The organism is Paeniroseomonas aquatica, assembly GCF_030409335.1.
In the GTDB taxonomy this organism is placed as follows: domain Bacteria; phylum Pseudomonadota; class Alphaproteobacteria; order Acetobacterales; family Acetobacteraceae; genus Belnapia; species Belnapia aquatica.
The window spans coordinates 1-865 of sequence record NZ_JAUFPN010000236.1; the positions used below are offsets into that span (position 1 = coordinate 1).

1 protein-coding gene and 1 pseudogene are annotated in these 865 nt (G+C 63.5%); both read right to left on the minus strand.

Annotation, left to right across the window (positions count from 1 at the left end):
- Window positions 1-272: pseudogene (locus QWZ14_RS29045) on the minus strand (hypothetical protein); the annotation flags it as partial.
- A 57-nt stretch (window positions 273-329) separates the two neighbouring features.
- Window positions 330-865: tripartite tricarboxylate transporter substrate-binding protein (locus QWZ14_RS29050; RefSeq protein ID WP_290320555.1), on the minus strand; the 536-nt coding region annotated here is incomplete at its 5' end.

The following is an 865-nucleotide window of genomic DNA, read 5'->3' on the forward strand; positions in this document are numbered from 1 at the left end:
AAGCCCCGCCCGTGCAGCACCTCACGGCGGATCTCGGCGAGCCGGCGGGCCAGCCGTTTGAGCGGGAAATGGGCGAGTTCGAGACGGTGGATCTCTCGGCCACTCGCCCCGGCGAACTGCACCGCTTGGCGCAGTTCCTCCTGCTCCTCAGCCGTTACCTCGTAAATCCAGTCCGTGCGACGGACCAGGTCTTCCCCATACCAGGCCTGGGTGTTGTGGTACTCGGCTAGGCTGGCACTTTGTTCCAGGTTCTCAGCCATTTGCATGGACATTCTGATTCCTCCTTTTTGATTGGCTCTATGGCAAGCTCGCGCAGAGCGACGTCGGACCTACTGCATGCTGGGTGTGCTCGGCCCGAGTTCATGGAACAAGATCCGGTATTCGGTCGTGAGATCGCGCAACACCCGGCCGAGATCGTCCGGTGTGGAGCCCCGTGGCTCCACGCCTATTTCGGTAAACGCCGCGGCCACATCGCGGTCCTCGGTAAAGGCTCGGGTCGCCGTGGCCAGACGCTCGATGATTTGGCGTGGAGTGCCGGCCGGCACAAAGATTCCGTACCAGCTCCCGCTTACAGCGTTCGGCTCGCTCACCTCACGGAAGGTCTGCACGTTTGGGAGAACCGGTGAACGCTCGGCCCCTGTCACACCTAGCGCGATAAGGTCGCCGTTTCGCACCGCAGGCAGCAGCACAGGAACCAGTGCATAGACCATGTCCACTTGGCCCGAGATTGCGTCGGTCATTGCCGGCGCCCCGCCGCGGTACCCCACATGCTCCAGGCGGATGCCAGTCCGATGCGTGAGTAGCGCTACCTGGAAGTCGAGCTGGGCGCTCCCGATCGTATGCTTCCCGGGGACCTGCCGCGCCA